22 protein-coding genes are annotated in these 25,458 nt (G+C 55.5%); 14 read left to right on the top strand and 8 right to left on the bottom strand.

Annotated elements, in window-relative coordinates:
- Positions 1-128: 128 nt before the first annotated feature.
- Together E3U32_RS19335 and uspE are read left to right on the top strand one after the other, a co-directional pair.
- On the top strand, positions 129-311 hold the full coding sequence (locus E3U32_RS19335) for a hypothetical protein (RefSeq protein ID WP_014883604.1): 183 nt from the start codon (positions 129-131) through the stop codon (positions 309-311).
- A gap of 109 nt (positions 312-420) precedes the next feature.
- Complete coding sequence (gene uspE / locus E3U32_RS19330; protein ID WP_134350053.1) at positions 421-1,371, top strand: universal stress protein UspE; 951 nt, start codon at positions 421-423, stop codon at positions 1,369-1,371.
- Between the two features lie 122 nt (positions 1,372-1,493).
- Here the strand turns inward: uspE and pntB are convergent, their stop codons facing one another.
- Complete coding sequence (gene pntB, locus E3U32_RS19325) at positions 1,494-2,882, bottom strand: Re/Si-specific NAD(P)(+) transhydrogenase subunit beta (protein ID WP_059312357.1); 1,389 nt, start codon at positions 2,880-2,882, stop codon at positions 1,494-1,496.
- 10 nt (positions 2,883-2,892) lie between these two features.
- A complete protein-coding gene (gene pntA / locus E3U32_RS19320) occupies positions 2,893-4,422 on the bottom strand; it encodes a Re/Si-specific NAD(P)(+) transhydrogenase subunit alpha (RefSeq protein ID WP_134350052.1) in 1,530 nt (509 codons plus the stop codon).
- Between the two features lie 535 nt (positions 4,423-4,957).
- Between pntA and ydgH the strand changes: the two genes are divergently transcribed.
- From ydgH to folM, 3 genes are all read left to right on the top strand, one after another.
- The gene (ydgH, locus tag E3U32_RS19315; RefSeq protein ID WP_134350051.1) at positions 4,958-5,902 is read left to right on the top strand and encodes a DUF1471 family protein YdgH; all 945 of its coding nucleotides are present in this window, start codon (positions 4,958-4,960) and stop codon (positions 5,900-5,902) included.
- Between the two features lie 184 nt (positions 5,903-6,086).
- Positions 6,087-7,469 (top strand): amino acid permease, encoded by a 1,383-nt coding sequence (locus E3U32_RS19310; protein ID WP_134350050.1) that lies wholly within the window; start codon positions 6,087-6,089, stop codon positions 7,467-7,469.
- 39 nt (positions 7,470-7,508) lie between these two features.
- The gene (gene folM / locus E3U32_RS19305) at positions 7,509-8,231 is read left to right on the top strand and encodes a dihydromonapterin reductase (protein WP_134350049.1); all 723 of its coding nucleotides are present in this window, start codon (positions 7,509-7,511) and stop codon (positions 8,229-8,231) included.
- Here folM and E3U32_RS19300 read toward each other — a convergent pair.
- On the bottom strand, positions 8,228-8,563 hold the full coding sequence (locus E3U32_RS19300; protein WP_063142993.1) for a GlpM family protein: 336 nt from the start codon (positions 8,561-8,563) through the stop codon (positions 8,228-8,230). The two genes, folM and E3U32_RS19300, sit on opposite strands and share 4 nt — an antisense overlap.
- A gap of 128 nt (positions 8,564-8,691) precedes the next feature.
- On the opposite strand from E3U32_RS19300, the gene rstA reads away from it, so the two are divergent.
- The 4 genes from rstA to tus all read left to right on the top strand — a co-directional run bounded on the left by rstA (position 8,692) and on the right by tus (position 12,292).
- A complete protein-coding gene (gene rstA / locus E3U32_RS19295; RefSeq protein ID WP_100170752.1) occupies positions 8,692-9,408 on the top strand; it encodes a two-component system response regulator RstA in 717 nt (238 codons plus the stop codon).
- A 246-nt stretch (positions 9,409-9,654) separates the two neighbouring features.
- A complete protein-coding gene (locus tag E3U32_RS19290; protein WP_134350048.1) occupies positions 9,655-9,915 on the top strand; it encodes a hypothetical protein in 261 nt (86 codons plus the stop codon).
- A 75-nt stretch (positions 9,916-9,990) separates the two neighbouring features.
- Positions 9,991-11,289, top strand: coding sequence for a two-component system sensor histidine kinase RstB (rstB, locus tag E3U32_RS19285; protein WP_134350047.1), 1,299 nt, complete (start codon positions 9,991-9,993; stop codon positions 11,287-11,289).
- 73 nt (positions 11,290-11,362) lie between these two features.
- Positions 11,363-12,292 (top strand): DNA replication terminus site-binding protein, encoded by a 930-nt coding sequence (gene tus / locus E3U32_RS19280; RefSeq protein ID WP_134350046.1) that lies wholly within the window; start codon positions 11,363-11,365, stop codon positions 12,290-12,292.
- Here tus and fumC read toward each other — a convergent pair whose 3' ends face one another.
- Together fumC and fumA are read right to left on the bottom strand one after the other, a co-directional pair.
- Complete coding sequence (fumC, locus tag E3U32_RS19275; RefSeq protein ID WP_134350045.1) at positions 12,293-13,687, bottom strand: class II fumarate hydratase; 1,395 nt, start codon at positions 13,685-13,687, stop codon at positions 12,293-12,295.
- Between the two features lie 183 nt (positions 13,688-13,870).
- Complete coding sequence (gene fumA / locus E3U32_RS19270) at positions 13,871-15,517, bottom strand: class I fumarate hydratase FumA (protein ID WP_134350044.1); 1,647 nt, start codon at positions 15,515-15,517, stop codon at positions 13,871-13,873.
- A gap of 199 nt (positions 15,518-15,716) precedes the next feature.
- On the opposite strand from fumA, the gene manA reads away from it, so the two are divergent.
- Positions 15,717-16,892, top strand: coding sequence for a mannose-6-phosphate isomerase (gene manA, locus E3U32_RS19265; RefSeq protein ID WP_134350043.1), 1,176 nt, complete (start codon positions 15,717-15,719; stop codon positions 16,890-16,892).
- 99 nt (positions 16,893-16,991) lie between these two features.
- Positions 16,992-18,524, top strand: a complete 1,533-nt coding sequence (locus E3U32_RS19260) for a YdgA family protein (protein ID WP_134350042.1) — start codon at positions 16,992-16,994, stop codon at positions 18,522-18,524.
- Between the two features lie 39 nt (positions 18,525-18,563).
- Here the strand turns inward: E3U32_RS19260 and E3U32_RS19255 are convergent, their stop codons facing one another.
- Positions 18,564-19,418, bottom strand: coding sequence for an alpha/beta fold hydrolase (locus E3U32_RS19255; RefSeq protein WP_134350041.1), 855 nt, complete (start codon positions 19,416-19,418; stop codon positions 18,564-18,566).
- Positions 19,419-19,433: 15 nt separating this feature from the next.
- Positions 19,434-20,414 (bottom strand): MBL fold metallo-hydrolase, encoded by a 981-nt coding sequence (locus E3U32_RS19250; RefSeq protein ID WP_134350040.1) that lies wholly within the window; start codon positions 20,412-20,414, stop codon positions 19,434-19,436.
- 107 nt (positions 20,415-20,521) lie between these two features.
- On the opposite strand from E3U32_RS19250, the gene E3U32_RS19245 reads away from it, so the two are divergent.
- Positions 20,522-21,418, top strand: coding sequence for a LysR family transcriptional regulator (locus tag E3U32_RS19245; RefSeq protein WP_134350039.1), 897 nt, complete (start codon positions 20,522-20,524; stop codon positions 21,416-21,418).
- Positions 21,419-21,420: 2 nt separating this feature from the next.
- Here the strand turns inward: E3U32_RS19245 and E3U32_RS19240 are convergent, their stop codons facing one another.
- Positions 21,421-22,449 (bottom strand): Mal regulon transcriptional regulator MalI, encoded by a 1,029-nt coding sequence (locus E3U32_RS19240; protein ID WP_023311457.1) that lies wholly within the window; start codon positions 22,447-22,449, stop codon positions 21,421-21,423.
- Positions 22,450-22,626: 177 nt separating this feature from the next.
- On the opposite strand from E3U32_RS19240, the gene malX reads away from it, so the two are divergent.
- Positions 22,627-24,219: a maltose/glucose-specific PTS transporter subunit IIBC gene (gene malX, locus E3U32_RS19235; protein WP_047348773.1), complete on the top strand. Its 1,593-nt coding sequence runs from the start codon at positions 22,627-22,629 to the stop codon at positions 24,217-24,219.
- Positions 24,220-24,267: 48 nt separating this feature from the next.
- Positions 24,268-25,440: a MalY/PatB family protein gene (locus E3U32_RS19230; RefSeq protein WP_134350038.1), complete on the top strand. Its 1,173-nt coding sequence runs from the start codon at positions 24,268-24,270 to the stop codon at positions 25,438-25,440.
- The last annotated feature ends 18 nt before the right edge of the window (positions 25,441-25,458 follow it).

Below are 25,458 nucleotides of genomic sequence, written 5' to 3'. Positions count from 1 at the left end.
CTAGACTGATAAATTTTTGTGATTTATTGGTCTGGTATAATCACTTCCGTTTCAAGATATTTTCACCGTAGCACGTCCCCATACAGCGCCCGATAGGTTCTCGTTGAGGTTATGAATTGAGAGAAAGTTTGTTTTTCGTTTCAGTCGTGATTGCCTCAGTAACCTTTATCTTCATCTGGATCATGCTTGTTGGCCCAATGAAGGGGGAGGAAAAAACCTACGTTCAGGACTCCACGACCTTTGCGATAGCGGTGATGGTGCTGCTGTTTATTGCGTTTATCGCGGTCACCACGACGGTGCTATTCCTCTGATAATTTTTCATGAATTATTGATCTGGCAAAACCTCCCCTCTGTTTCATTCAGGATATATAGGTTACTCTTTTAATTACAGACTGTGGTGACAGTAGTAAGGAGACCTGTATGGCCAAGTATCAAAACATGCTGGTAGCTATCGATCCTAACCAGGACGATCAGCCGGCATTACGACGTGCTGTGTATTTACATCAACGGATTGGTGGCAAAATCAAAGCGTTTTTGCCGATCTATGACTTCTCGTATGAGATGACCACCCTTCTGTCGCCTGACGAGCGCACTGCTATGCGTCAGGGCGTCATCAGCCAGCGTACCGCGTGGATCCGTGAACAGGCCAAATATTACCTGGAAGCGGGTATACCCATTGACATTAAAGTGGTCTGGCATAACCGACCTTTCGAAGCCATCATCCAGGAGATCGTTGCCGGTGGGCATGACCTGCTGCTGAAGATGGCGCACCAGCACGACAAGCTGGAGTCCGTGATCTTTACCCCAACCGACTGGCATCTCCTGCGTAAATGCCCTTGTCCGGTGTGGATGGTGAAAGACCAGCCGTGGCCTGAAGGTGGGAAAGCCGTCGTGGCGGTTAACCTCGCCAGCGAAGAGGACTATCACAATTCGCTGAACGAAAAGCTGGTGAAGGAGACAATCCAGCTTGCTGACCAGGTCAATCACACCGAAGTGCATCTGGTTGGCGCCTACCCGGTCACCCCGATCAATATCGCCATTGAGCTGCCTGAATTTGACCCGAGCGTGTACAACGACGCGATCCGCGGTCAGCACCTGCTGGCCATGAAAGCGCTGCGTCAGAAATTCAGTATTGATGAGAAAATGACCCATGTAGAAAAAGGGCTGCCTGAAGAGGTAATCCCGGATTTAGCCGAACATCTGCAGGCCGGGATTGTGGTGCTGGGTACCATAGGCCGGACCGGTATTTCTGCCGCGTTCCTCGGCAATACGGCTGAACAGGTGATCGACCATCTGCGTTGCGACCTGCTGGTTATTAAGCCGGATGAGTACCAGACGCCGGTTGAGCTGGACGATCCGGAAGACGATTGACTGGCAAGATGAAAAAAACCGTCGGGGAACCGGCGGTTTTTTTTTGCCGGGTGGCGGCTTCGCCTTACCCAGCCTACAGGTTTGCCAGGCCCGGTAAGCTTGCGCCACCGGGCTTTACTCTGTCAGAGTGATTTCAGAATCGCATCCACGCTGGCTTTGGCATCACCAAACAGCATGTGGGTGTTCTCTTTGAAGAACAGCGGGTTCTGAACCCCGGCATAACCGGTATTCATGGAGCGTTTAAAGACGATCACGTTCTGCGCCTTCCACACTTCCAGAACCGGCATCCCGGCAATTGGGCTACCCGGATCGTCCTGTGCAGCAGGGTTAACGGTATCGTTGGCACCAATGACCAGGACCGTGTCGGTATCAGAGAAATCATCGTTGATTTCATCCATTTCGAGCACGATGTCGTATGGCACTTTCGCTTCCGCCAGCAGCACGTTCATATGGCCAGGCAGACGTCCTGCCACCGGGTGAATACCAAAGCGAACCTTGATACCCCGCGCGCGCAGCTTCTCTGTGATCTCCGCAACCGGATACTGCGCCTGCGCCACCGCCATGCCGTAGCCCGGGGTGATAATGACCGTATGCGAGTTTTTCAGCATGTCTGCGGTATCTTCCGCTGAAATTTCACGGTGCTCACCTACTTCTTCATCCGCACTGGAAGAAGCTCCGTCGGTACCGAAACCACCGGCGATAACGCTGATGAACGAACGGTTCATTGCCTTACACATGATGTAAGACAGAATCGCACCCGAAGAACCCACCAGCGCACCGGTGACGATCAGCAGGTCGTTGCTCAGCATAAAGCCCGCCGCCGCCGCTGCCCAACCGGAGTAGGAGTTCAGCATCGATACGACCACTGGCATATCCGCACCACCGATGGACGCCACCAGATGCCAGCCAAACGCCAGCGCAATAATGGTCATTACCAGTAACGCCAGCACCTGCAGGCCCACGCTTTCGGTACGCACGAAGACCACCAGCAGCACAAACGACACCACCAGCGCCGCCAGGTTCAGCTTATGACGGTTTGGCAGCATCAACGGTTTAGAGGAGATCTTCCCGCGCAGTTTGCCGAACGCAACAATGGAGCCGGTGAAGGTCACCGCACCGATGAAGATACCGAGGAACACCTCCGTCAGGTGGATGTTCACCAGAATCGGTTCCAGGCCCGGCGTGTGGTACAGGTAGCTGTTGAAGCCCACCAGCACCGCGGCCAGACCCACGAAGCTGTGCAGAATGGCAACCAGCTCCGGCATTTCGGTCATTTCAACGCGTTTTGCCAGGCGAATACCAATCGCGCCACCGATGATCATCGCCACCAGGATCCACGCCACGTTGCCGGTGTCCGGCCCGAAGATGGTGGCAATCAGCGCAATCGCCATCCCGGCGATACCAAAGTTATTTCCCTGCTGAGACGTTTCGTGTTTGGAAAGCCCCGCCAGACTGAAAATAAACAGGATTGCAGCAACAATGTATGCAGCTGTTACTAATCCTCCAGACATATGCTACCCCTTAGCCTTTACGAAACATTTTCAGCATGCGCTGAGTCACGGTGAAACCACCGAAAATATTGATACTGGCGATCAGCACCGCGATAAAGCTCAGGAAGCTGATCCAGCCGCCGTGACCAATCTGCAGTAACGCCCCCACGACAATGATCCCGGAAATAGCGTTGGTTACCGACATCAGCGGCGTATGCAGCGCATGAGAGACGTTCCACACCACGTAATACCCTACGACGCAGGAGAGCGCGAAGACGGTAAAGTGGCCGAGGAACTCTTTCGGCGCGACGTCAGCCAGCCAGCCGAACAGAATAATCACCAGCGCCATGATCGCGTATTTGCGCCACGGGGAAGCCGGTTTGGCGGGTTCTTTAGGCTCTGGCGCCGCTTTTGGAGCGGCCTGAGGCTGGGCAGAAACCTGAATAGGTGGCGCAGGCCAGGTGATTTCACCTTCACGGACCACGGTGACACCGCGCACCACCACATCGTCAAAATCAACGGTGATGTTGCCGTCTTTCTCTTTGCAAAGCAGCTTCAGCAGGTTGACAAGGTTAGTACCGTACAGCTGAGAAGACTGCGTTGGCAGGCGACCCGGCAGATCGGTATAACCGATCACCTTCACGCCGTTAGCGGTCGTGGTCACCTGATTCGGCACGGTATATTCGCAGTTACCGCCGTTTTGCGCGGCCAGGTCGACGATCACGCTGCCCGGCTGCATGGAATCAACCATCTCACGGGTGATCAGCTTCGGCGCCGGTTTACCCGGGATCAGCGCGGTGGTGACAATAATGTCGACCTCTTTTGCCTGGGCGGCGAAGAGTGCCATTTCGGCTTTGATAAAGGCTTCGGACATCACCTTCGCGTAACCGTCACCGCTGCCTGCTTCTTCCTTAAAGTCCAGCTCAAGGAATTCGGCCCCCATACTCTGGACCTGCTCCTTCACTTCTGGACGGGTGTCAAACGCGCGCACGATAGCGCCCAAGCTATTTGCCGCACCGATTGCGGCAAGACCCGCCACGCCCGCACCAATCACCATCACTTTTGCCGGAGGAACTTTACCCGCAGCCGTGATTTGACCCGTAAAGAAGCGACCAAACTCGTGGGCAGCTTCCACAATGGCGCGATAGCCAGCAATGTTTGCCATGGAGCTCAAGGCATCCAGCGACTGCGCGCGCGAAATACGCGGCACGGAATCCATCGCCATCACCGTCACGCCACGGGAGGCCAGCTTCTCCATCAGCTCAGGATTTTGCGCAGGCCAGATAAAGCTCACCAGCGTCGTTCCCGGATTCAGCAGCGCAATCTCACTCTCTTCCGGTGCGTTTACCTTCAGAATAACCGGCGACTGCCAGACGTCAGCACCGTCGACCACTTCCGCGCCAGCCTGGATAAAGGCCTCGTCATCGAAACTCGCCAGTTTGCCCGCGCCGCTTTCAATCGCGACGGTAAAACCCAGTTTAAGCAGTTGCTCCACCGTTTTCGGTGTTGCCGCTACGCGGGTTTCATTGGCTAACCGTTCTTTTGGTACCCCAATACGCATAGTTTTCCCTTCCATCGGTTTTTGATGATGGTTTATCGATAAATGCCCGCGGTTTGTATCAATTTTCACCGTCGCGTGAACAACGAGATATGATTAACCCCGGAAAATAAAACAGTAACAAACTGTCTATAACCTACTGAAAATAGCGCCTGCGATCTACCGTCAGAAAACACTATTTCTTACTTTATCTGTGAAAAATAAGCGATCGGCGTCACTGACAGTGATATTTACCTTAAATTCATCGCCGGAACCGATAAATCGCGCAAGCGAAGCGGTAAAAACATGATATAGCGCCATAAGAGAACAACTCATTAACATTAAATTAACTTGTAAAAGTCATATGCTTTATCAGTTTTACTTGTCAAACGCCTGTTTTTTCAACATATCACTAAATGTTATCGAATTCGGTGATTCAGTGAGCACAGGCTGTGAAAAATGGCGCAGACAGCGACGGGTTTTAAATGCAATAATCGGGACCGTCTCAAATTAACAACAATACCAGTACATGGTTTGCGCAAGGCGAAGGATTATTTTTATGAAGCTTAAGAACACACTCCTGGCGTCCGCACTTCTTTCCGCGACCGCCCTGTCTGCGAATGCCGCGACAGAGTTAACGCCGGAGCAAGCGGCAGCGTTAAAACCTTTTGACCATACGGTCATTGTGGGTCGTTATAATTCTATTGGCGATGCCGTCGCCGCTGCATCAAAAGCCGCTGATAAAAACGGAGCGGCCTCGTTTTATGTTGTTGACCAGTCTGATTATGGCAACAGCGGTAACCAGCGCGTGACCATTGCGCTGTTCAAAGACAATGCGCCAAAAGCTGACGCACCGAAAAATCGCGTGATCAACGGTGTCGTTGAGCTGCCAAAAGATCAGGCGATTGAGCTGGAACCTTACGACACAGTCACCGTTCAGGGCTTCTATCGCAGCCAGCCTGAAGTGAACGATGCCATCACCAAAGCCGCGAAAGAGAAAGATGCATACTCTTTCTATATCGTGCGTCAGGTCGATGCTAACCAGGGTGGCAACCAGCGTATTACCGCATTCATCTATAAAAAAGATGCGAAAAAACGTGTTCTGCAGAGCCCGGATGCCATTCCAGCTGATTCAGAAGCCGGTCGCGCAGCGATAGCGAAAGGTGGCGAAGAAGCGAAGAAAGTTGAAATTCCTGGCGTAGCAACCTCTGCAGCACCAAGCGCTGAAGTGGGCCGTTTCTTTGAAACGCAATCCACGAAAGGTGGCCGTTATTCCGTCACTCTGCCAGACGGCACCAAAATTGAAGAGCTGAACAAAGCCACTGCTGCGCAGATGGTGCCGTTCGACAGCATCAAGTTTACCGGCAACTACGGCAACATGACGGAAGTCTCTTATCAGGTCGCGAAGCGTGCGGCGAAGAAAGGGGCGAAGTATTACCACATCACCCGCCAGTGGCAGGAACGTGGTAACAACGTCACCATCAGCGCCGATCTGTACAAGTAACAAAATCGTTTATGAAAGGCGGCGCAATGCCGCCTTTTTTGTTACTTTTTTTGAATTTCTGCCCCACGTCATTGCATGCTTTCGTTACACTCCGTAAAATCCCGCGCCTTAGTGTGATCCACCATTTTTATGCGCCTGTGCGAAATAATTATTCTGGATTTTGACCTTTCATAACAGGAAGCCAATGGAAAAGAAACTTGGCCTGAGTGCTCTGACTGCACTCGTTTTAAGCTCAATGCTGGGTGCAGGCGTATTCAGTTTGCCGCAGAACATGGCGGCCGTTGCAAGCCCTGCCGCGCTTCTCATTGGCTGGGGCATTACGGGGGTTGGGATACTGCTGCTGGCCTTTGCCATGCTGCTGCTCACCCGCATTCGCCCGGATCTGGACGGCGGCATATTTACCTATGCACGTGAAGGTTTCGGCGAGCTGATTGGCTTCTGTTCCGCGTGGGGATACTGGCTGTGTGCGGTTATCGCCAACGTCTCCTATCTGGTCATCGTCTTCTCGGCGCTGAGTTTCTTTACCGATACGCCTGAGCTGCGCTTCTTTGGCGACGGCAATACCTGGCAGTCTATTGTGGGCGCCTCGGTATTACTGTGGTTCGTCCACTGGCTGGTGCTGCGTGGCGTACAAACGGCCGCCAGCATCAACCTGGTGGCGACGCTCGCGAAGCTGGTTCCGCTCGGCCTGTTTATCGTTCTGGCCTTTATTGCGTTCCGTCTCGACGTGTTTACGCTCGATTTCAGCGGTATTGCGCTGGGCGTCCCTGTCTGGGAGCAGGTGAAAAACACGATGCTGATAACCCTGTGGGTGTTTATCGGCGTTGAAGGGGCTGTCGTGGTTTCAGCCCGGGCCCGGAATAAACGTGATGTCGGCCGCGCCACGCTGCTGGCCGTGCTGGCTGCACTGGGGGTGTATCTGCTGGTGACGCTGCTGTCGCTGGGCGTGGTGGCGCGTCCTGAACTGGCTGAAATGCGTAACCCGTCAATGGCAGGGCTGATGGTGAAAATGCTCGGTCCCTGGGGCGATGTGGTGATTGCTGCGGGTCTGATCGTCTCCGTCTGCGGGGCTTACCTGAGCTGGACCATCATGGCGGCTGAGGTGCCGTTCCTGGCCTCAACGCACAAAGCGTTTCCACGCCTGTTTGCTCGTCAAAACAAAAACAGTGCACCCTCTGCGTCACTCTGGCTGACCAACATCAGCGTTCAGGTTTGTCTGGTGCTGATCTGGCTCACAGGTTCAGACTATAACACCCTGCTGACCATCGCCTCGGAAATGATTCTGGTACCCTATTTCTTAGTGGGTGCATATTTGTTAAAAATTGCCACACGCCCGGCGCATTATGTCGTGGGTGTCGGAGCCTGTATTTACGGCCTGTGGTTGTTGTATGCTTCCGGGCCTATGCATCTGCTGCTGTCGGTGGTGTTGTACGCGCCGGGTCTGCTGGTGTTTATCTACGCCCGCCGCACGCATCAGCTGGAGAATGCGCTGAAGCGCCGTGAAATGGCATTAATTGGAATGTTACTGGTTGCTGCCGTACCGGCAACCTGGATGTTAATGGGATAGCATCGCCTTTCCCATTGTTGAACTGCAAAGGAGAATACGATGGGAAATGCACAGCTTCGCCCAATACTGATCACCGGTGGAGGCCGACGTATCGGCCTCGCCCTCGCCCATCACTTTCTCAACCTTCGCCATCCGGTCATTGTCAGCTACCGTACGGAATACCCGTCAATTGAAGGGTTACGTAAAGCCGGGGCGGTTTGCATTCAGGCTGATTTTTCGACCGATGACGGCATTCTGGCCTTTGCGGAAAAGGTGAAATCCACCACCACGGGGTTGCGCGCCGTGATCCATAACGCCAGCGCATGGCGGGCCGAAAAGCCCGGTACCTCACTCAGCGAAACGCTCTCCGCCATGTTGCAGATCCACGTCAATACCCCTTATCTGCTCAACCATGCCCTGCAGGATCTGCTGCGCGGCCATGGACATGCTGCGGGCGACATTATTCACTTTACCGATTATGTGGTGGAGCGCGGAAGCGACAAGCACATCGCCTATGCGGCCAGTAAAGCCGCTCTGGATAACATGACGCGCTCGTTTGCCCGTAAGCTCGCGCCCGAGGTGAAGGTGAACGCGATCGCCCCGGCGATGATTTTGTTTAATGAAAATGATGATGCAGAATATCGCCAGCAGGCGCTGAATAAGTCGCTCATGAAAATTGCCCCGGGCGAGAAAGAGGTGATCGACCTGGTGGATTACCTGCTCACCAGCTGCTATGTCACCGGCAGAACGTTTGCCGTGGACGGCGGCCGACCGCTGCGCTAGTGAAAGCGGCTCCAGAAGAAAATTAACACCCAGGCGCTGAGTCCCCAGCACACCACCGCCCCGCTCAGCGCCAGGGGAAGTCGCAGAAAACCGGTGAAATACCACAGCGAAAGCAGATAAAGAAAATAAGGGATGATAGACCACATGCCAAACACGATGGTCGTGCGTAGCGCTTCCGTACCCCGCTCAGACGCCACAATATAGTGGGCAATGAGCGCAAAGGTTGGGAAGAGTGGGATCAGCCCGGCAATATAGTAGTTTTTCGTTTTTGCCAGAACGCCAATCAATAACACCACCAGCGCCCCCAGCGCGGCTTTAATCACCAACCCCATACTTTTTCCTATTACAATCAAGTAACAATATGACTCAGAATAACGGAACCGGCGTTAATTTTGAAAGATTAATGGAAGGTTAAGGTTTCGCGGTGTATGTTGGCTTTTTTCACGAAAACAGACGTTGTATGAATAAGATTGTTTATGTTGAAGACGAACCCGAAGTCGGGCAATTGATCGCCGCCTATCTGGGTAAACATGATATGGACGTCATTGTTGAACCTCGCGGCGATCGTGCCGAAGAGGTGGTCGTCCGTGAAAACCCGGATCTGGTACTGCTGGATATCATGCTGCCAGGAAAAGACGGCATGACGCTCTGCCGCGACCTGCGCGCCCGCTGGGACGGTCCAATCGTACTCCTCACCTCCCTGGACAGCGATATGAACCATATTCTGTCGCTGGAGATGGGTGCTAATGACTACATTCTGAAAACCACACCGCCTGCCGTTCTGCTTGCCCGCCTGCGCCTTCACTTACGCCAGCACGCCAGCATCGAACGCGAAGCGCCCGCGCCGTCTCTGACGCCGCACAAAGCGATGCGTTTTGGTACGCTGTCCATTGATCCGATCAACCGTCAGGTTCTGCTTTCCGGCGAGCTTATCGCCCTCTCCACCGCAGACTTTGACCTGCTGTGGGAGCTGGCAACGCATGCCGGGCAAATCATGGACCGTGACGCGCTGCTGAAAAACCTGCGTGGCGTAAGCTATGACGGGATGGACCGCAGCGTTGACGTTGCGATTTCGCGGCTGCGGAAAAAACTGCAGGATAACGCCACCGAGCCCTACCGTATCAAAACCGTGCGTAACAAGGGTTATTTGTTCGCCCCGCACGCCTGGGAAACCTGATCGCGTTATCCGGTCAGGATAACCTGCGCGAAAAGAAGGCATTACACGTTGGTGCTTTTTCTTTCGCGCGTTAATTTGCCCGTTTGCGCAACCATTCACTTGCTAAGCCCGCGAACTATTCCATAATTAAATACTCTACTGCCCTTTCTTCAGCTGGCACCGCCCCGGCTATCACGCAGTTTCACCGTGAAACGTTCACGATATCTCTCCCATAAATCTTGAAATGAGGATTTAAGCCCATGAAATATGTATAACTACAGTCAGGTAGAAGTCATCAAAACCAATCTTGAATGGATTGTTAATCAGGCCGCACTTAACCATCCTTCTCCCTCGCGCCCCGATCAAAAAGCGCTCTTTGATCTCCTTGAACTCATCCAGTCTTATGAAATTCTTCTGGATTTAATTCACGAATTCGGGACTGACGTGATTGATATGCACATTGCGGAAGGCCTGGCCGTGACCGAAAAGCTCATCGCAAAGGTAAAAAACAGCGCGAATGCCATGTAACACGCTTCACAGACATAAAAATATCGAAGGGTTTTCATGTATATTCTGCATGTATTGTTTTTTCGGTGAGATCCAATGAAAAAGCTGTTTGTGCAGTTTTATCTTTTGCTGTTTGTCTGCTTCCTGGTGATGACCATGCTGGTCGGGCTGGTTTATAAGTTTACCGCCGAGCGTGCGGGCAGGCAGTCTCTGGATGACCTGATGAAAAGCTCGCTGTATCTGATGCGCAGCGAGTTAAGAGAGATCCCGCCACACGACTGGGCTAAGACCCTGAAAGAGCTGGATCTGAATCTGTCGTTCGATTTACGCATCGAGCCGTTGAAAGATTTCGAACTGGACCCGCCCGCCATGCAGCGTCTGCGTGACGGGGACATCGTCGCGCTGGATGAGAAATACACTTTTATCCAGCGAATTCCGCGTAGCCATTATGTGCTGGCCGTCGGGCCGGTACCCTATCTCTATTATTTGCACCAGATGCGTCTGCTGGACATGGCGCTGATGGCCTTTATCGCCATTTCGCTCGCATTTCCGGTCTTTATCTGGATGCGCCCACACTGGCAGGACATGCTGAAACTCGAATCCGCCGCGCAGCGTTTTGGCGAGGGGCATTTTACCGAACGTATTCACTTCGACAGCGGCTCCAGCTTTGAACGTCTGGGCGTGGCCTTTAACCAGATGGCCGATAATATCAATGCCCTTATCGCCAGCAAGAAGCAATTGATCGACGGGATTGCGCACGAGCTGCGCACGCCGCTGGTCCGTCTGCGCTATCGTCTGGAGATGAGCGAGAATCTGACCGAAGCGGAGTCTCAGGCACTCAATCGCGATATTGGTCAGCTTGAAGGGCTGATAGAGGAGCTGCTGACCTATGCGCGCCTTGACCGCCCGCAGAACGAACTGAACCTCAGCACGCCGGACCTGCCTGACTGGCTGCAAACCCACATTGATGATGTCCAGAGCGTGAACCCGCAGCGCACGCTGTTGACCCGCGTCACGCCAGGTGATTACGGCGCGCTCGATATGCGCCTGATGGAGCGTGTGCTGGATAATCTGATCAACAACGCCATGCGCTACAGCGAAAGTACGCTACAGATTGGCCTGGATTTGCAGGGCAATCAGGCCAGCCTGACGGTTGAAGATGACGGACCGGGGATTGCCCCGGAAGCGCGTGAAACCGTGTTTGAACCGTTTGTACGCCTCGACCCGAGCCGCGACCGCGCCACCGGAGGGTGTGGCCTGGGGCTGGCGATTGTCTACTCTATCGCGCAGGCAATGGGCGGCACGGTGCATTGCGAAGAGAGCGAGCTCGGCGGTGCGCGCTTCTGCTTTAGCTGGCCGGTATACCATAACATCGCCCTTCCCATTCCTGCCTGACCTAAACCGCACGCTGGCCTGACCCGGCGTGCTGTGCTATATGATAAGTATGTTGTAACTAATGAGTGTGTTTATGGCAACCTACGATCTCATCGAAAGGCTGAACAGCACCTTTCGCGAAATAGAACACGAGTTACTCACTCTGACGGAACGTTTGCAGACCTGCCGTCTGCTGGCCGCGCGCGTCTTTACCCTGCCCGACGTGGCCAAAGGAGCCGAGCACGATCCGCTGGATACCATCGAGGTGAAACAGTACATCGGCAGCGCCGCATGTGAGCTGGCGATGAAACACTATCGCCATCTCTTTATCCAGCAGCAGTCAGAACAGCGCAGCAGCAAGGCGGCCGTGCGTCTGCCTGGCGTGATCTGCCTACAAACCGATGCCGCAGCGCGCGAGGCGCTTGAAACCCAGATTGCCCATATCAATAACCTGAAAGCGACGTTTGAAAAGATCGTTACCGAAGAGTCGGGCCTGGCCCCTGCCGCCCGGTTTGAGTGGGTGCACCGTCAGCTTCCGGGGCTGATTACCCTGAATGCCTACCGCACGCTGACGGTTCTGCACCACCCCGCCACGCTGCGCTTCGGCTGGGCGAATAAACACATTATTAAAAACTTTACCCGGGACGAGATTCTGGCGCTGCTGGAAAAAAGCCTGAAGACGCCGCGCACCGTCGCGCCGTGGTCGCGTGAACAGTGGATCGAACGCCTGGAGCAGGAGTACCACAGCATCGCCTCGCTACCGGCGGACACGCGCCTCAAGATCAAGCGACCGGTGAAGGTGCAGCCTATCGCCCGCGTCTGGTATTCCGGCCAGCAAAAACAGGTGCAGTATGCTTGCCCGACGCCGCTGATTGCGCTTTATGATGCCGAACAAGGGGCCGTCGTGCCGGATATTGGCGAGCTGTTGAATTACGATGCTGAAAATGTTCAGCACCGTTACAGACCTCAGGCGCAACCGCTACAGCTGATTATTCCGCGGTTGCACCTGTACGTGGCGGGATGATTATTTCAGACTGCCGACCATCGCTTCCGGGCGTACCCAGGCGTCGAACTCCGCCTCCGTCAGATAGCCCAGCGCCAGGGCGGAAGCTTTCAGCGTCAGCCCCTCTTTATGCGCTTTTTTGGCGATCTCGGCGGCCTTGTCGTAGCCGATATGGGTATTGAGTGCGGTCACCAGCATTAATGACTCATTCAACAGCTGGCTGATGCGCTCGCGGTTTGGCTCAATGCCCACCGCACAGTGCTCGTTAAAGCTCTCCATCCCGTCCGCCAGCAGACGAATGGATTGCAGAACGTTGTGGATCACCATCGGGCGATAGACGTTCAGCTCGAAGTTGCCGGATGCCCCGCCCATATTGACGGCCACGTCGTTGCCCATCACCTGACAGCAGAGCATGGTCATGGCTTCGCACTGGGTCGGGTTCACTTTACCCGGCATGATAGAGCTGCCCGGCTCGTTTTCCGGAATGCTGATTTCACCAATGCCGCAGCGCGGACCGGAAGCCAGCCAGCGCACGTCGTTGGCAATTTTCATTAGCGAGGCCGCCAGCCCCTTCAGGGCGCCGTGGGTGTGAACCAGCGCATCGCAGGTCGCCAGGGCCTCGAACTTATTGGGTGCGGTGACAAACGGCTGCCCGGTAATGGCTGCAAGCTCCTCAGCCACGCGCTCCGCGTATTCAGGATGGGTATTTAACCCGGTACCGACCGCCGTACCGCCGAGCGCCAGCTCCGCAAGATGCGGCAGGTTGTACTCAATATGTTTCAGGTTATGTTCCAGCATCGCCACCCAGCCGGAAATCTCCTGACCGAGCGTCAGCGGCGTAGCGTCCTGCAGGTGCGTACGGCCAATTTTAACGATGTCGCGGAAGGCCTTCGCCTTATCGTTAAGCGTGGATTTTAGGACGTTGAGCTGCGGGATAAGCTGTTCGCGGATAGCGATCACCGCCGCCACGTGCATCGCCGTGGGGAATACGTCGTTAGAGCTCTGGCTTTTGTTCACGTCATCGTTCGGGTGAACCTTGCGCTCCATGCCGCGTACGCCGCCCAGCAGCTCGCTGGCCCGGTTTGCCAGCACTTCGTTCATATTCATATTGCTTTGGGTGCCGGAACCGGTCTGCCAGATGGCGAGGGGGAATTCGTCAGGATGCTTGCCCGCCAGCACTTCGTCGGCGGCATTAATGATGGCGGTGGCCTTGTCTGCCGCCAGCAGGCCTAAATCCTGGTTGACTTTCGCGGCTGCACGTTTGGTAAGAGCCAGCGCCTGAATCAGCGAAACGGGCATTTTTTCGGTCGAAATACGGAAATGTTCCAGCGAACGCTGGGTTTGCGCGCCCCATAGCTTGTCGGCCGGAACTTCGATTGCGCCCATAGAGTCTTTCTCATGGCGTACCGTTGTCATTACTTTCTCCTTGATAACACTGTCGGGATTGCTCACATGCTTAAGGGATAAGTATTGATGACTTCTGAGAAACGATATGGCGCTTTGTGCGCTCTTTTTGGTGTCGGGTGGCGCTGACGCTTACCCGACCTACCAGACTCGTAGGCAGGGTAAGGCGCAGCCGCCACCCGGCAATTTACAGAATTACTTCACACATGCCGAACACTGAGAGGACTGGATCTGTTTGAAGAAGTCGTTACCTTTGTCATCCACCAGGATAAACGCCGGGAAATCTTCCACTTCAATTTTCCAGATCGCTTCCATACCCAGTTCCGGGTATTCCACGCACTCCAGGCTCTTGATACTGCCCTGCGCCAGGACCGCAGCCGGGCCGCCGATGCTGCCCAGGTAGAAACCGCCGTGCTTGTGGCAGGCGTCCGTCACCTGCTGGCTACGGTTGCCCTTCGCCAGCATGATCATGCTGCCGCCGTTGGCCTGCAGCTGGTCAACGTACGAGTCCATACGCCCTGCCGTGGTCGGGCCTAACGAGCCGGAGGCATAGCCTTCAGGCGTTTTCGCCGGGCCGGCGTAGTAGATCGGGTGATCTTTAATGTACTGCGGCAGCCCTTCGCCGTTGTCCAGACGCTCTTTCAGCTTCGCGTGCGCGATGTCGCGGCCCACGATAATCGTGCCGTTCAGGGAAAGACGGGTCGAGACCGGATACTGCGAAAGCTGCGCCAGGATCTCTTTCATCGGACGGTTGAGGTCAACGCGAACCGCTTCACCCTCGCCCGCTTTACGCAGTTCTTCCGGGATGTATTTGCCTGGGTTGTTTTCCAGTTTTTCGATCCACACGCCTTCGCGGTTGATCTTCGCCTTGATGTTGCGATCCGCAGAGCAGGACACGCCCATCCCGACCGGGCAGGATGCACCGTGACGCGGCAGACGGATCACGCGCACGTCGTGGGCAAAGTATTTGCCGCCAAACTGCGCGCCGAGGCCCAGATTGCGCGCTTCTTCCAGCAGCTCCTGCTCAAGCTGAACGTCGCGGAACGCCTGGCCGTGCTCGTTACCTTCGGTTGGCAGACCGTCGTAGTATTTGGTTGAGGCCAGCTTCACGGTTTTCAGCGTGCTTTCCGCCGACGTACCGCCAATCACAAACGCGATATGGTACGGCGGGCACGCCGCGGTGCCGAGCGTGCGCATTTTCTCAACCAGGTAGTTCTTCAGCTTGCCCGGGGTGAGCAGCGCTTTGGTCTCCTGGTAGAGATAGGTTTTATTGGCTGAACCGCCGCCTTTGGCGATACAGAGGAATTTGTACTCGTCACCGTCCACGCTGTAGAGATCGATCTGCGCAGGCAGGTTGGTACCGGTGTTGACCTCTTTATACATATCCAGCGCCGCGTTTTGCGAATAGCGCAGGTTGTCTTCGATGTAGGTGTTGTAAACGCCATGCGCCAGCGCTGCTTCATCACCGCCGCCGGTCCAGACGCGCTGGCCTTTTTTACCGACGATGATCGCCGTGCCGGTGTCCTGGCAGGTCGGCAGAATGCCTTTCGCCGCGATGTCTGAGTTACGCAGGAACTGCAGGGCAACGTATTTATCGTTTTCGCTGGCCTGCGGGTCGCTCAGGATATCGGCAACCTGCTGCTGATGCGCAGGGCGGAGCATAAACGAGGCGTCGTGGAAAGCGTGCTGCGCCAGCAGCGTCAGCGCCTGCGGATCAACCTTGAGGATCTCTTGTCCTTCAAACTCAGAGACGGAGACGTGATCGCGGGTTAACAGGTAATACTCGGTCTGATCCTTACTGAGGGGGAAAGGATCCTGATAATGGAAGGGTTTATTCGACATTGGTCTCTCACTTACTGCTTCGGTCTGATTATTCAGGGCAGATGTTCCGCTGCCCGGCTTAAAAGCGAGTCAGCTTATCCTACACAATTTTTTAACAAAAACTGAGACTAGTACGACTTTTTACATCCACAGGTTACTTCCATGAGGTTTATTGCTTTAATACCCGGAGTTAATTCCATAATTGAATCAGGGCTTGATAATGCAAAAACTCATTAACTCGGTGCAAAACTACGCCTGGGGAAGTAAAACTGCGTTAACGGATCTCTACGGTATCGCCAACCCGAACAACCTGCCGATGGCAGAACTGTGGATGGGGGCTCACCCGAAGAGCAGCTCAAAAATTGAAGATGCCAGCGGCCAGGTACGCAGCCTGCGTGACGTAATTGATGCCGATAAAACCGCGCTGCTGGGCGACAAGGTAGCTCAGCGCTTCGGCGAACTGCCGTTCCTGTTTAAAGTGCTGTGCGCCGACCAGCCGCTCTCCATTCAGGTTCACCCAAACAAGAAAGCGTCTGAAATCGGCTTTGCGAAAGAGAACGCGGCGGGTATCCCGTTAGACGCCGCCGAGCGTAACTACAAAGATCCTAACCATAAGCCGGAGCTGGTTTTTGCACTGACCCCGTTCCTTGCGATGAATGCGTTCCGCGAGTTTTCAGAGATCATTTCCCTGCTGCAACCGGTCGCGGGTGCCAACAAGGCTATCGCTCACTTCCTCGAAAACCCGAACGCAGACGCGCTGAGCCAGCTGTTTGCCAGCCTGCTGAATATGCAGGGGGAAGAGAAATCTCACGCGCTGGCGGTGCTGAAAACAGCTCTGGACAGCCAGCAAGGTGAACCGTGGGACACTATCCGCCTGATTTCCGAATTCTACCCGGACGACAGCGGCCTGTTCTCTCCTCTGCTGCTGAACGTGGTGAAGCTGAACCCGGGCGAAGCGATGTTCCTGTTTGCCGAAACCCCGCACGCTTATCTGCAGGGCGTGGCGCTGGAGGTGATGGCCAACTCTGATAACGTGCTGCGCGCGGGTCTGACGCCAAAATACATCGACATCCCGGAGCTGGTTGCCAACGTGAAGTTCGTGGCGAAACCTGCCGCAGAGCTGCTGACTCAGCCGGTCAAAAACGGCGCAGAGCTGGACTTCCCTATTCCGGTCGATGATTTTGCTTTCTCCCTGCACGACCTGAGCCAGACGGAAACGGCCATCGCACAGGAGAGCGCAGCGATCCTGTTCTGCGTTGAGGGTGAAGCTACTCTGCATAAAGGTAGCGAGCGTCTGGTGCTGAAACCGGGTGAATCGGCGTTTGTTGCGGCGAATGAGTCTCCGGTGAGCGTAAGCGGCACCGGTCGCCTGGCGCGCGTTTTTAATAAGCTATAGGCACTTACTGAATTTTTTAACAACTCTTGCTAAGCTAGTGGCAGGCTTTATATCTCCGGGCGGTTTCAACCGCCTGGTTTCATTTTAGGGATAGTCGCAATGAAAAAATCGGTCGTAGCGGTTGGAGTGATTGTAGCGTTAGGCGTGGTCTGGACGGGTGCCTCCTGGTTTACCGGGAAACAGCTGGAAGGCCGTCTGGCTGAGATGGTGGCGCAGGCGAACGGAGAGATTAAGCGCAGCGCGCCGGAAGCAGGCCTTGAGCTGAGCTACCAGAATTATCAGCGCGGTGTGTTTACCAGCCGTATGCAGCTGGTGGTGAAGCCGGTTCCCGGTACCGAAAACGGCTGGCTGAAACCGGGCCAAAGCGTGGTGCTGGATGAGGTGGTGAGCCACGGCCCGCTCCCGCTGGCACAGTTAAAATCGTTTAACCTGATCCCGTCGATGGCGTCCGTTCACACCGTGCTGGTGAACAACGACCTGACCAAACCGCTGTTTGACCTGGCGAAGAATGAATCACCTTTCGACATTAATACCCGCATCAGCTATGCCGGTGACACGAGTTCCGATATTGCCCTGAAAGCGCTGAACTACGAGAAAGAGAATGAGAAAGTCGCCTTTAGCGGCGGTAACTTCAAACTTGACGCTGACCGCGACGGAAACGTGCTCTCCCTGACGGGTGAAGCTGAAAGTGGCCTGGTCAATGCCGTGAACGAATATAACCAAAAAGTTCAGCTCACCTTCAACAACCTGAAAGCTGACGGCAACAGCCGAATGACCGATTTCAAAGAGCGTATCGGCGATCAGAAACTTTCTCTCGACAAGGTTGCGATCGCGGTTGAAGGCAAAGAGATGGCCGTGCTGGAAGGCATGGATATCAACGGTACATCTGACGTTTCCAAAGACGGTAAGAGCATCAACACGCAGCTGGACTACACGCTGAAGAGCCTGAAAGTACAGAATCAGGATCTGGGTACCGGCAAACTTTCGCTGAAGATCGGCAATATCGACGGCCAGGCGTGGCACGAATTTAGCCAGAAATACAGCAAAGAGAGCCAGGCGCTGCTGACCGATGCCGCGCTGCAGCAGAACCCTGAGGTGTACCAGCAGCAGGCGATGGCGGTACTGTTCAACAACCTGCCTATCCTGCTGAAAGGTGAGCCGGTGGTAACCGTTGCGCCGCTGAGCTGGAAAAACAGCAAAGGTGAAACCAACTTTAACCTGTCTCTGTTCCTGAAAGATCCGGCAACCGCAACGGGCGAACCGCAGACGCTGGCGCAGGAAGTGGATCGCAGCGTGAAGTCGCTCGACAGCAAGCTGACCATCCCAATGGATATGGCGACCGAGTTTATGACCCAGATTGCGAAGCTGGAAGGTTACGGCGATGAAGACGCTGGCAAACTGGCGAACCAGCAGGTGAAAGGTCTGGCTGCGATGGGCCAGATGTTCCGCATCACTAAAGTGGAAGACAACACGATTTCCACCAGCCTGCAGTATGCCAACGGCCAGGTGACGCTCAACGGCGATAAAATGCCGCTGGAAGACTTCGTCGGGATGTTTGGTATGCCGACGCTGGGGATGCCGGAACCGGCTGAACCCGCAGCGCCAGCCGAACCGGCAGCGCCGCAGCAGTAAACAACAAAACCCCTCGAATGAGGGGTTTTTTATTGCCCGTTAAAATTTCCATCCCGCCAGGAAATCCAGCAGCAGCGCGTTCACTTTCTCTGGCTGCTCCTCCTGCGGCAGATGACCGCACTCATCAATACCGTATGCCCGCAGGTTATCCGCCATTTCGGCCCAGACGCTTTGCATATCGAAGAGCTTGCCAACCGCGTGAAAATCATTGCCCCACAGCGACATTACCGGGCAGTTAATTTTCACGTCAGCGTCTGCCAGATCCTGCGCCACATCCTCTGCGTTGGCGCGATAGTCAGCCATTGCGCCCCGCACGGCACCCGGCGCCTGATACGCGCGTACATAGGTGTCAAACGCCTCGCCGCTGATGGTTGACGGGTCGTAGGTCCAGTCCGAGAAAAAGTGGCGCAGCCATACGTTTTCTCGACCCGCAATCAGGGCTTCCGGCAGGTCGGGCACAAGATGAAACAGGAAGAACCAGTATGCACGCGCAATCGAAGCATTCAGATCGCGGGCCACAATACGCGTTGGCACGTTGTCCATCACCACCAGGCGGTCGATTAACTCGGGATAATCTTTCGCAAAGCGGGTCGCAACCCGCGCTCCGCGATCGTGCCCTACCAGCACCACCTTCTCCAGACCCAGTACTCGCATCAGTTCCCGAATGTCACGCGCCATGTTCCGTTTATCATAACCGGAGGCCGGTTTATCCGTTTCCCCATATCCGCGTAGATCGGGCGCAATCACGCGATAGTGGCGGGATAAAACCGGTATCTGGTGGCGCCAGGCATAGTTTGTTTCTGGAAAACCGTGCAGAAGAATAACCGGCGCGCCGTCACCCTCTTCGACCACAAACTGACGGATGCCGTTTGCCGTTACGGTGTAACTTTTCATGCGGTTAACCTCACTTTATTTCAGCAGAGGCACATGGGCCGCACGTTGATAAGGACCATAATTTACCGGGGTCCAGCGGTAGCCCTGCTGCCAGGCGGTGATATGCCCAATACCCGGGAAAGGCAGATGCGCCGCGGCCATCCACTCGCCGTCTTTCGCCAGCGCGTTAAATTCCTGCGCGCGGGATGAGACGGCTTTTTTCGAATCGACATCGAAACGAATAGACACTTCTGGATGCGGGAACTGGACGGCAGGAGCATGAATCAGGTCCCCAATGAAGTTAATGGCCGTTCCCTGTGAAGCAAACCGATAAACGGTGCTGCCGGGCGTATGACCAATGGCATAGGCCGTCTGGACTTCAGGAATAGGCGAAGCGGGCGGAATAAAGGTTTTAAGATGTCCGGTGGCTTTATACGCAGCCAATGCATTCCTGGCGATAGCGAAATAGGCTTTCGCATTCGCTGGCGCGCTCGCTTCCTTAGCCGGATCGAGCCAGTAATCGGCCTCCCCCTGCGGCACATAGACGGTGGCATTGGGGAACAACGCCTTACCGTCCGCATCGCTCAGGCCACACACATGGTCAAGATGAAGGTGGGTCAGGAAAATCGTATCGACCTGCTCAGGCCGATAGCCTGATGCGTTCATATTGCCGATGAGCTGGCCGGCGGTTTCCGCCATGCAATGGCCACCCCCGCTGTCAATCATGACCAGGTGTTTACCGGTATTCACCAGAAAGGCGTTGAAGGCGGTAGGCATGCGCTCGGCATCGATTTTTTGTTGTGCCAGCAGTTTGCGAACCGCGTCGGGTGAAAGGCCTTGTAACAGCGTGGGCGAAAGATCGTTATAGCCGTCGAACAGCGCCGTCACCTCGTACTCCCCTACGGCAAGGCGATAATAGCCGGGGACCTGCTGTTTCACCTGCGCGGGTGCATCTGCCCACGTCGCGCTCGCAAACAACAGGCCGCTGAACGCCAGAACCGTTTTCAACTTTTTCATCTTCACTCCAAATTCATGTTTATCAGGATGTGAAGAGACTATGGCAGCGTAACGAAAAATAATGTAGATATGTAATTTGATAAGGCAGCATAACGAAAAACGAGATAATGAGACTGGAAGATATTGAAGTTTTTGTTGAAGCCGTCAGGGCGGGTAGTCTCGCCGGCGCCGCACGTCGGCTCTCCATGAGCGCCATGGCCGCGTCGCGTGCCCTGACGCATCTCGAAGCGGAGCTGGGGGTTCGGCTGGTACACCGCACCACGCGTTCGCTCTCGCCCACCAGCGACGGGGATATTTTTCTCCCTCACGCGCTGGCGCTCCTGGAAGATAAAAGCAACGCGCTTGCCGACCTGTTTCCCGACGGGACGCACCTTTCCGGACGCCTGCGCATTACCGCCTCAGCGGGGTTTGGCCGGAAGATCGTGGCTCCTATGCTGACCCGGTTCATGCAGCAGCATCCCGCCCTGCAGGTCGATTTACTCGCCACCGACGAACAGGTTGATATTGTCGGCAAAGGCATAGACGTGGCGTTACGCATTGCGCCGCTGCGCGATAACCGACTGGTTGCCCATCGCCTTTGCCATAACCCTCGCGATCTCTGCGCCAGCGCTGAGTATCTGGCAACAAACGGTTATCCAAAATCGTTTAACGATCTGGCGGCACACAGCTGTCTGACCACGTCAGACACGGTCCACTGGTCTTTCGAACAGGGCGAACTACGCTACAAGCAGAAGGTGTCGGGCCGATTCTCCGCGAACTCTGTCGAGGCCATTTTCGAAGCCTGCCTCGGAGGGATGGGCATCGCCAATCTATCTCGCTGGTACGTAGAACCGGAGTTCAGAGAGGGGAAACTGGTACGCATCGTCCTGGAGGATGCCCAGCCGGAATCACTGGCCGTGTGGGCGGTCTATCCGACCTCCCGCCTGATCCCGGCAAAAGTACGAAAGTTTGTGGAAGCCCTGGAGGCCGAGCTGCTGCTCAACCCGCTTACGCAAAATACCTGAGGTTATTTCACCGTCACTAGCCGCGCCGCCACAATCTGGTGCCCGGCCTGAACATCCGTATTGTCGATGCGCTGCATGATCCTGTCCGCCAGCGTGTAGCCCATCTCCCGCGCAGGGGTCGTGGCCCAGACGATAGGGAGATCGTCGAGCGCGTTTTCGCCGACGTCGGCGAACGCCCCCAGCGCCACCTGATGGCCGAAGAACGTTTCTACCCCGCCCTCGCCGCTCTGGCGTCCGGCGCGGATCAGGCCAAACCAGGCACCCATGGCAATCACGTCGTTATAGCAAATCACGGCGCTAATCGTCGGACTGCTTCGCAGTAGCGCGCCTATCGCTTCCGCCGCTTTCTTCTGGCTGGATTCACACTCCACGACCCATTCGCTGTGGAACGGCAGGCCGTATTTAATCAGCGTCGCGCAGTAGCCGCCTACCCGCTCGGCGCGCGTCAGTGACGAGCTTTTCCCGCCCAGCCAGGCGATGCGCTGATGCCCGCGACGAATAAGATGCTCGGTCAACATTTGTGCGGCCTGCATGTTATCCGGGCGCAGCGTATCGGCTTCGTCCAGGTAGCTGGCGCGAGAGGCAAACACCAGCGGTACGCCTTTTTCGGCGGCTCGCTCGCATAGCTCGCTGCCCACGCCCGACGCCCCGGCGACAATCACCCCGTCCACTCCCTGGTTTAGCAGCATATCGAGCCGGGAAAGAAGCTGATCGGCCTCGCGTCCGCCATGCAGCAAAAAGACCATTCGCCCCTGCGCTTCAAGCGCTTCGGTTAACCCTGCGGTCAGCTCCGCATAGAACGGCGACGTCAGGTCGCGGACAATCAGGCCAATCACCCCGCTTTGCCCGCCGCGCAGCGCCGACGCCTGGCGATTACGCACGAAGCCCAGCTGTTCAACCGCCTCGTTAACCCGCTGGCCGGTTGCGGGCGAGATACGCCCTTTTCCGCTTAGCACCAGAGAAACGGTGCTGACGGAAACGCCCGCCGCCAGCGCGACATCGTTAATGGTGATTTTTTTCGCTACAGCCATGTGTCGGCGTGACTCCCTGAAATGAGATCGGTAAAACGTTTTATCAATACGTTATCTTTATACTACCAGTCAAAGCCTGAGAATGTGATTTAGCGCGCACTAAACTTTGATAAAACGTTTTATCTTCTCGCAGCATTGAAGCAGACAAACTGATTTTAACAATAAAGGAGTCGTTTTATGACGGCGAAAGCAGCACAAAAAATATCGCTGTGGGAATTTTTCCAGCAACTGGGTAAAACCTTTATGCTGCCCGTAGCACTCCTCTCGTTCTGCGGGATCATGCTCGGGATCGGCAGCTCGCTAAGCAGTAAAGACGTCATCACGCTGATCCCATTCCTCGGCGCACCCGTGCTGCAGGCGATCTTTATCTGGATGAGTAAAGTCGGCTCCTTCGCCTTCAGTTTCCTGCCTGTCATGTTCTGTATCGCTATCCCGCTGGGCCTGGCCCGCGAGAACAAAGGCGTCGCGGCGTTTGCCGGGTTTGTGGGTTACGCGGTAATGAACCTCGCGGTCAACTTCTGGCTCACCGCAAAAGGCATACTGCCTACCACCGACGCTGCGGTGCTCAAAGCCAACAACATTCAGAGCGTGATTGGTATCCAGTCTATTGATACCGGGATCCTCGGGGCGGTGATCGCCGGGGTGATTATCTGGATGCTGCACGAGCGCTTCCACAATATCCGTCTGCCGGATGCCCTGGCCTTCTTCGGCGGCACCCGCTTTGTACCGATTGTGACGCTGGTCGTGATGGGCCTGTTTGGTTTGATCATTCCGCTGATCTGGCCGGTCTTCGCGATGGGCATCAACGGCATTGGCCGCATTATTAACGGCGCGGGAGATTTTGGTCCGATGATCTTCGGCACCGGCGAGCGCCTGCTGCTGCCGTTTGGCCTGCAGCATATCCTGGTGGCCCTGATTCGCTTCACCGAAGCGGGCGGTACCATGGAGGTGTGCGGTCATGATGTGAGCGGCGCGCTGACCATCTTCCAGGCGCAGCTGAGCTGCCCGACGACCCACGGCTTCTCCGAAAGCGCGACCCGCTTCCTGTCTCAGGGTAAAATGCCGGCCTTCCTCGGCGGCCTGCCCGGTGCCGCGCTGGCGATGTACCACTGTGCACGCCCGGAAAACCGTCATAAAATTAAGGGCCTGCTGATCTCCGGCGTGATCGCCTGCGTCGTGGGCGGTACCACTGAGCCAATCGAATTCCTGTTCCTGTTCGTTGCGCCGGTGCTGTATCTGATTCACGCGGTGCTGACCGGTCTGGGCTTTACCGTGATGGCGGTGCTGGGCGTAACCATCGGCAACACCGACGGCAACGTAATCGACTTCGTGGTATTCGGGATCCTGCACGGCCTGTCCACCAAGTGGTACCTGGTGCCGGTTGTGGCGGCTATCTGGTTTGCGGTGTACTACGGTATCTTCCGCTTCGCGATTACCCGCTTTAACCTGAAAACGCCGGGTCGTGATGCGGATACCGCCACCAGCGTAGAACAGGCCGTTGCAGGGACCGTAGGTAAATCCGGCTATAACACTCCGGCCATTCTGGCGGCGCTGGGCGGTGCGGATAACATCACCTCTCTGGATAACTGTATTACCCGCCTGCGTCTGTCGGTGGCGGATATGTCAAAAGTGGACACCAATGCCCTGAAAGCCAACCGGGCCATTGGCGTGGTGCAGCTTAATCAGCACAATTTGCAGGTGGTTATCGGCCCGCAGGTGCAGTCAGTGAAGGATGAGCTGGCCACCCTGATGCGAACAGTAGAAGCCTGATGCCTCAGCCCCCTCACCATGAGGGGGTTTTACGTTAAGGAATAAAGCATGTTTGATTTCTCGACCGTCGTGGACCGTCACGGCACCTGGTGTACGCAGTGGGACTACGTCGCCAACCGCTTTGGTGCAGCCGATTTGCTGCCCTTCACCATCTCCGATATGGATTTCGCCACCGCCCCCTGCATTACCGACGCGCTGCATGAACGCATTAATCACGGGGTGTTCGGCTACAGCCGCTGGAAAAATGACGAGTTCCTGGCCGCCATCGCGCACTGGTTCCAGCAGCGCTTTAACAGCCGGATTGATACTGAAAGCGTTGTGTATGGACCTTCGGTCATCTATATGGTTTCCGAGCTGATACGGCTCTGGTCAACCCCTGGCGACGGTGTGGTGGTTCACACCCCGGCATATGATGCCTTTTACAAGGCCATTGAGGGCAATGCGCGTCATATGGTGCCCGTTGAGATGCAAAAACAGCCGGCAGTCTGGCAAGGGAATATGGCTGCCCTTGAAGCCGCCCTGGCAAAACCCGAAAACAAAATTTTGTTACTGTGCAGCCCGCAAAACCCAACCGGCAAGGTCTGGACGCGGGATGAACTGACGCACATGGCTGAACTGTGCGCACGTTATGACGTGGCGGTCATCAGCGATGAAATCCATATGGACATGGTGTGGGGAGAGCATCGTCACACGCCGTGGAACGACGTCGCGCGCGGCAAATGGGCGCTTCTGACTTCCGGATCGAAAAGCTTTAATATTCCGGCGCTCACGGGCGCTTATGGCCTGATTGGCGATGAAGAGAGCCGTAATGGCTACCTCAGCGCGCTAAAAGGCCGCGACGGGCTATCTTCCCCCGCCGTGCTGGCGCTGACGGCCCATATTGCGGCCTATCAGCAGGGATCGCCATGGCTGGATGCCTTACGCCATTATCTCGAAGCGAATTTGTTGTATATCGCGCGCGAATTAAACAGCGCTTTTCCGAATCTGAACTGGCAGCCGCCAGAAGCGACCTATCTGGCCTGGATTGACCTGCGTCCGCTGAACATTGACGACCATGAGCTGCAAAAAGTGCTTATCGAGCAGCAAAAGGTCGCCATCATGCCGGGATATACCTACGGCAAAGAGGGAATGGGTTTTGTGCGGCTTAACGCTGGCTGCCCGCGCAGCAAGCTGGAACAAGGGGTTCAGCGCCTGATTGCCGGCATTAATACACTTCTGTAATGAGTTTGCGCAACGGAA

Origin of the sequence: Lelliottia nimipressuralis (genome assembly GCF_004402045.1) — a bacterium.
Taxonomy (GTDB): Bacteria; Pseudomonadota; Gammaproteobacteria; order Enterobacterales; family Enterobacteriaceae; genus Enterobacter; species Enterobacter chinensis.
Note: the sequence above shows the minus strand (reverse complement) of the source record. Positions and strands in the feature narration are given on the sequence as shown.